The organism is Blautia sp. ZXY-1-C6, assembly GCF_056339875.1.
Genome location: NZ_JBWJVQ010000122.1, coordinates 1 through 5,764, shown reverse-complemented (window position 1 = coordinate 5,764; position 5,764 = coordinate 1). Strand labels below are relative to the sequence as shown.

General features: G+C 42.5%; 5 protein-coding genes and 4 tRNA genes. All 9 read left to right on the top strand.

All coding sequences use genetic code 11. The features are described 5' to 3' along the window. Positions 1-145: 145 nt before the first annotated feature. The gene (locus AC075J_RS04305) at positions 146-1,087 is read left to right on the top strand and encodes a MetQ/NlpA family ABC transporter substrate-binding protein (protein WP_022380855.1); all 942 of its coding nucleotides are present in this window, start codon (positions 146-148) and stop codon (positions 1,085-1,087) included. 123 nt (positions 1,088-1,210) lie between these two features. Continuing rightward, the gene (locus tag AC075J_RS04300) at positions 1,211-1,432 is read left to right on the top strand and encodes a hypothetical protein (RefSeq protein ID WP_022380856.1); all 222 of its coding nucleotides are present in this window, start codon (positions 1,211-1,213) and stop codon (positions 1,430-1,432) included. A gap of 40 nt (positions 1,433-1,472) precedes the next feature. Continuing rightward, positions 1,473-1,874, top strand: coding sequence for a hypothetical protein (locus tag AC075J_RS04295; protein ID WP_022380857.1), 402 nt, complete (start codon positions 1,473-1,475; stop codon positions 1,872-1,874). A gap of 139 nt (positions 1,875-2,013) precedes the next feature. Next, positions 2,014-2,086 (top strand) — tRNA-Val (locus tag AC075J_RS04290). A 15-nt stretch (positions 2,087-2,101) separates the two neighbouring features. Beyond that, positions 2,102-2,175, top strand: a tRNA-Met gene (locus tag AC075J_RS04285). Between the two features lie 31 nt (positions 2,176-2,206). Beyond that, positions 2,207-2,279, top strand: a tRNA-Val gene (locus AC075J_RS04280). Between the two features lie 16 nt (positions 2,280-2,295). Next, positions 2,296-2,369 (top strand) — tRNA-Met (locus AC075J_RS04275). A gap of 292 nt (positions 2,370-2,661) precedes the next feature. Beyond that, on the top strand, positions 2,662-4,122 hold the full coding sequence (locus AC075J_RS04270) for a uracil-xanthine permease family protein (RefSeq protein WP_022381368.1): 1,461 nt from the start codon (positions 2,662-2,664) through the stop codon (positions 4,120-4,122). An 801-nt stretch (positions 4,123-4,923) separates the two neighbouring features. Beyond that, the coding region (locus tag AC075J_RS04265) for a chorismate-binding protein (RefSeq protein ID WP_476390063.1) at positions 4,924-5,764 on the top strand (841 nt) is incomplete at its 3' end.

The following is a 5,764-nucleotide window of genomic DNA, read 5'->3' as shown; positions in this document are numbered from 1 at the left end:
TACTGGTGGTACTGGTACAGATTTTTCAGTCAGTGGGAATGCTGATCGCAAATAAGATTGACAGAAGAAAGTAGTTATAAGAAATCATTGCTTATAAAATGGTTATGAAAAAAGTTAAAATATAAAATTCAGGAGGACAGTTATTATGAAAAAATTAGTGGCAGCAGTTTTAACAGGAGTACTGGTAGCAGGAACATTAAGCACAGGTGTTTATGCAAAGGATGATGACAAGACCATCACAGTTGCAGCATCTGCAACACCTCACGCAGAGATCCTTGAGGAGGCAAAACCGCTTCTTGAGAAAGAAGGATATGACCTTGAAGTTACTGTATTTGATGATTATGTAAGACCAAACGAGGTTGTAGAGAGCGGTGAGTTCGATGCAAACTACTTCCAGCATATCCCATATCTGGATCAGTTTAATGAAGAGAAGGGTACACACCTTGTAAATGCAGGTGGTATTCACTATGAGCCATTCGGAATCTATCCCGGAACAAAAGACAGCCTGGATGATCTGGAAGACGGAGATTCCATCGCAGTACCAAATGATACCACAAACGAAGCAAGAGCACTTCTTCTTCTCCAGGATAACGGAATCATCACACTGAAAGATGGTGCAGGATTAAATGCAACTGTTAAGGATATTGCAGAGAATCCTCACAATGTAGAAATCGTAGAACTGGAAGCAGCACAGGTAGCACGTGTTACAGGCGAGACTGCTTATGTGGTATTAAACGGAAACTATGCTCTGGAAGCAGGATTCTCAGTAGGGAAAGATGCACTTGCATATGAGAAATCTGATTCTGAAGCAGCGAAAACCTATGTAAACGTGATCGCAGTCAAAGAAGGCAACGAAAACAGCGACAAGATCAAAGCTCTGGTTGATGTACTGAAATCTGATGAGATCAAAGACTTCATCAATGAAAAATATGACGGTGCTGTAATTCCTTTTGATGACAGCGCAGACACTGAAGACGCTGCTGCAGAAGAAACAGACAGCAAGGATACAGATAGCAAGGATGAAGCAAAAGAGGATGCTGCAGAAGAGAATGCAGAAACAACTGAAGCAGCAGAAGATGCTGAATAATAACAGATAATAATGATAAATAACAGGAGATTCCTTTTTCAGGTAAAACTGGAGAAGGAATCTTTTTCTGAATAAACTGCGAAGCGGTTATTCGTTTATGAGCAGGTAATTATAGATGCAGCAGTGAAGAGTCTGGAGTGTAAGGAACTGGTTGCCGCTTTGGGTGGCAGACTGACCATATCAGAGTATCTGAAATTTGATAAAGCATTCCTTGAGCCGGAGGGGATGGTGATTTACGGACAGCCGGGTGCCTATCTGAATATGGAAGAAATCAAAGATACAGAATCAGACTCTAATGACCTTGTTCAGATTTTTATTGGTGAGAATGGAAAGAAACGGGCGTAGATTTATTTTGGAGGCAATATAGATTCAGGAAAAGTGACTTATGAGGGAAAAGAATATCCAAGGCGTATTCAACTTAGAAAGTTTGATGAAAAGGCAGCTTGCAGCGTTGGTGCATTGTGTGCGAAGGACTGCTTTGATGAGAGTTACAGATATGACTGGTACGATGACGAAACGGATAGCTGGTGGAATTATCAATGCCAGTATAATAATGAAAAATATGCCTTGCCACAATAGGAAACACAGTAGATACGGAAAAAATAAGAAAGAACTGCTGGTTATCCTGAGCCTTAAAGATGACAAGGGAGAACAGAGATATTGTCAGGTTGCACCACGTTGTCTGTATCTGGATGATTATAAAAATCTTACAGATGGAATTGATGGAAATAAGAGACTCGCATTTGTCTTGTGCTTTTTGAGTTTTTTTGTGTCAGAAATGCTTTAAAATGTACGAATAATTAAAAAAATAAAAAAAATTAAAAAAGTTTCAAAAAAGGTGTTGACATCCGACAAAATCCATTATATAATAGCAAAGCAAGTTACGGAGCGGACAACAAATAAGCCGCCTGAAACAAGCACAATATGGAATCTTAGCTCAGCTGGGAGAGCATCTGCCTTACAAGCAGAGGGTCATAGGTTCGAGCCCTATAGGTTCCATATCTTAAAGAAAATGGCGAGATAGCTCAGTTGGCTAGAGCACACGGTTCATACCCGTGGTGTCGAGGGTTCGAATCCCCCTCTCGCTACTTGACAGAGAAATCTGTCGCCAACAAATATGGAATCTTAGCTCAGCTGGGAGAGCATCTGCCTTACAAGCAGAGGGTCATAGGTTCGAGCCCTATAGGTTCCATATCTTAAAAGAAAATGGCGAGATAGCTCAGTTGGCTAGAGCACACGGTTCATACCCGTGGTGTCGAGGGTTCGAATCCCCCTCTCGCTACTACACGAAAGATGAGTCTGTAAATCGAGTGAAGGTTTACAGGCTTTTTTATGTTGCCGGCATATTCATACAAAAATATACAAAATTTCTTTTTACTATTGCCATAATCCCCAAAATCCTTTATAATGCAAAAAGGTGAAAGCAAAAGTTCATTGTAATGACAGTAGTATGAAATGATAACAGGGTGGTTATTCAAAAAAGGATAACTGCCTTGTTTTTGATTATAGGAAAAATCGCTATTGTAAAACCTTTTGCCGAATCACATCAACATTCACGAAAGAGAGGGAAAGGAATGGAGAAACAAGAGAAAAACACAGTAACACCCTACGACCTTGATGGAAGGCCGCCACTGAAGCTGGCGATTCCTCTTGGTTTGCAGCATGTGCTGGCTATGTTCGTAGGTAATCTTACACCGCTTCTGATCATCACAGCAGCCTGTGGAATCGAAGCCGGCGGAGAACTGCAGGTAGCACTTCTGCAGAATGCCATGCTGATTGCAGGTATTGTAACATTGGTTCAGGTATTTACCGTAGGACCTGTGGGTGGTAAACTCCCCATCGTTATGGGAACCAGTTCCGGTTTCATTGGCGTATGCCAGAGTGTTGCAGGAGTCATGGGTAATGGAGTGGTTGCGTATGGTGCGATCATGGCGGCATCCTTTATCGGCGGTCTTTTTGAAACTGTACTGGGAAGCTTCCTGAAACCACTGAGAAAATTTTTTCCGTCAGTTGTAACAGGAACCGTTGTATTATCAATCGGTCTTTCACTGATTGCTGTTGGTATCAGTTCTTTTGGAGGTGGAAGTTCCGCTAAGGACTACGGTTCTCTGGAGAATCTGTTTGTAGGTTTTGTAGTTCTGGTTGTAATTGTCGTATTAAAACATGGAACAAAAGGATTTACAAGCTTTGCATCAATTCTGATCGGTATTATCGTTGGATATGTGCTGGTAAGTATTATGGCAGCAGTTCTTCCTACCACATTTACCTATGTGGATGATGCAGGTGCAACAGTAGAAGCTACCAAATCCTGGGTTCTTAACTGGGATAAAGTAGCAAGCGCATCCTGGTTTGCAGTGCCGAAGATCATGCCTGTCAAATGGGTATTTGATGCAAGGGCAATCGTTCCGATCTGCATCATGTTTATTGTAACAGCTGTAGAAACTGTCGGTGATATTTCCGGTATCACAGAGGGCGGTCTTGGAAGAGAAGCTACAGACAAAGAGCTTTCCGGCGGCGTTATGTGTGATGGCCTTGGATCTTCACTGGCAGCAGTATTTGGCGTACTTCCGAATACTTCTTTTAGCCAGAACGTAGGTCTGGTTGCAATGAATAAGGTTGTAAATCGTTTCTCAATTGCAACAGGCGGTATTTTCCTTATCGCATGTGGTCTGTTTCCTAAGCTTGCAGCACTGATCTCCATCATGCCTCAGAGTGTACTGGGCGGTGCGGCAGTTATGATGTTCTCATCTATTGTTGTCAGCGGTATCCAGCTTATCACAAAATGGCCGGTAACTCCGAGAAACGTAACAATTGTCTCCGTTGCACTTGGTCTTGGCTATGGACTTGGGGCAAACTCAGCAGTTCTTGCACATATGCCGCAGGCGATCACACTGATCTTTGGTGGTTCAGGAATTGTACCTGCAGCACTGTTTGCAATCATTCTGAATATTGTGCTTCCACCAGATGAGAAATCCGAAGTTGAGATTGCAGAAGAGATTCTTGACATTAAGAAAAAAGAGGCACAGAAGAAATAGCAGCAGAATCAACTTGTTGGCACACTGGAATTGTTCGAAAGTGAATAAGTAAAACAATAAAAAGCGCGAAACTGGGAATATCTGGTTTTGCGCTTTTATTCAGATTATAGTGAATGATTATCTGGTCAGATGTATGTGGCGAAAACAGACTGCAGATATCTGTAATGAATTTCCTGGTAATGGTTACTGTTCACTCCGTGCCCAGTAACACGCTTCGCGATGCAGGAAATATGAACTCTCCTTGTGCAAAGCCTAAGGAGTATCGTTTGCTTTGCAAACTTAATTTATGCTATTCGCATAAATTCGCGCGGTATGTCTCGGGTTTTCTGTGGCCTTCGTTCACAAAAAACACCTCGCGGGATATTACCAGTGAACAGTAACTGATAATGATAAAAATATGTTATTGAATGAAATTCAGGGTTGACAAATATAGTTTACGGTGGTAAATTAAGTGTAAATTTAACAGATTAAACCGATGAAGCGGAAGTCAAAGCAGTCATGCGCGCACAGAGAATCCGGGAAGGTGAGAGCCGGGTGGAAATGCAGTCTGCCAAATGGGCCGCTGAGGGCACAGTGAAAGGTTGAAGATTACAGAGCAGACTAAGTATCCTGTGACGTGAGGCATACGTCAGTTGCCGGGAATATGAAGGTATTTCGCAAAGAGTACGGTTCAAACCGTAAATCAAGGTGGCACCGCGGGTGAAGTATATACGCTCGTCCTTGACAGAAACGATAATTCTGTCAAGGGCGGGCTTTTTTATGTTCTTGGCAGAAACTGAATTAATCACAGGAGGTGTTTCCATGTATCCAACATTAGAAACCATCAGACAGCTTGCACAGACAAAAGAATATCGTCGTATTCCTCTGTGCAGAGAACTTTATGCAGACAGATATACACCGGTAGAGGTAATGCGCATTTTGCGAAAAGCCAGCCGCCATTGTTACCTGCTGGAAAGTGCCAGCCAGACAGAAGTGTGGGGCAGGTATTCTTTTCTGGGGTATGAACCGTCCATGGAGATTACCTGTACAGACAGAACATTGAAGATCCGGACAACCGATGCTGAGGGAAAAACAGAGGAAACCGTAAGGCAGGTCACACATCCCGGTGATACTCTCAGAGAAATCATCCGGAAATATAAAACTCCGGTAATGGAAAAGATGCCTCCTTTTACAGGCGGTCTGGTAGGATATTTCTCCTACGATTATATCAAATACAGTGAACCAAAGCTGAAACTGGAGGACAGGGAACAGCAGGATTTCAGGGACATGGATTTAATGCTTTTTGATCAGGTGATCGTATTTGACCATTTCAGACAGAAAGTACTTCTGATCACAGGTGTGATGGCAGATGATCTGGAAGCCTCCTACGAGAAAGCAGTAAAGAAATTGGAGGAAATGGCGCAGCTGATCCGAAACGGGGAGCATATGGAATTTGAACCGCTGAGACTTCAGTCAGAAATACAGCCGAAATTTCCGAAAGAAAAATATGCAGAGATGGTGGAGAAAGCCAAACATTACATCAGAGAAGGTGATATTTTCCAGGTAGTACTTTCCAATCCCATGCGTGCGAAAGCAACAGGAAGCCTGTTTGATACTTATCGGGTTCTTCGGGCATCTAATCCTTCTCCTTATATGTTTTATT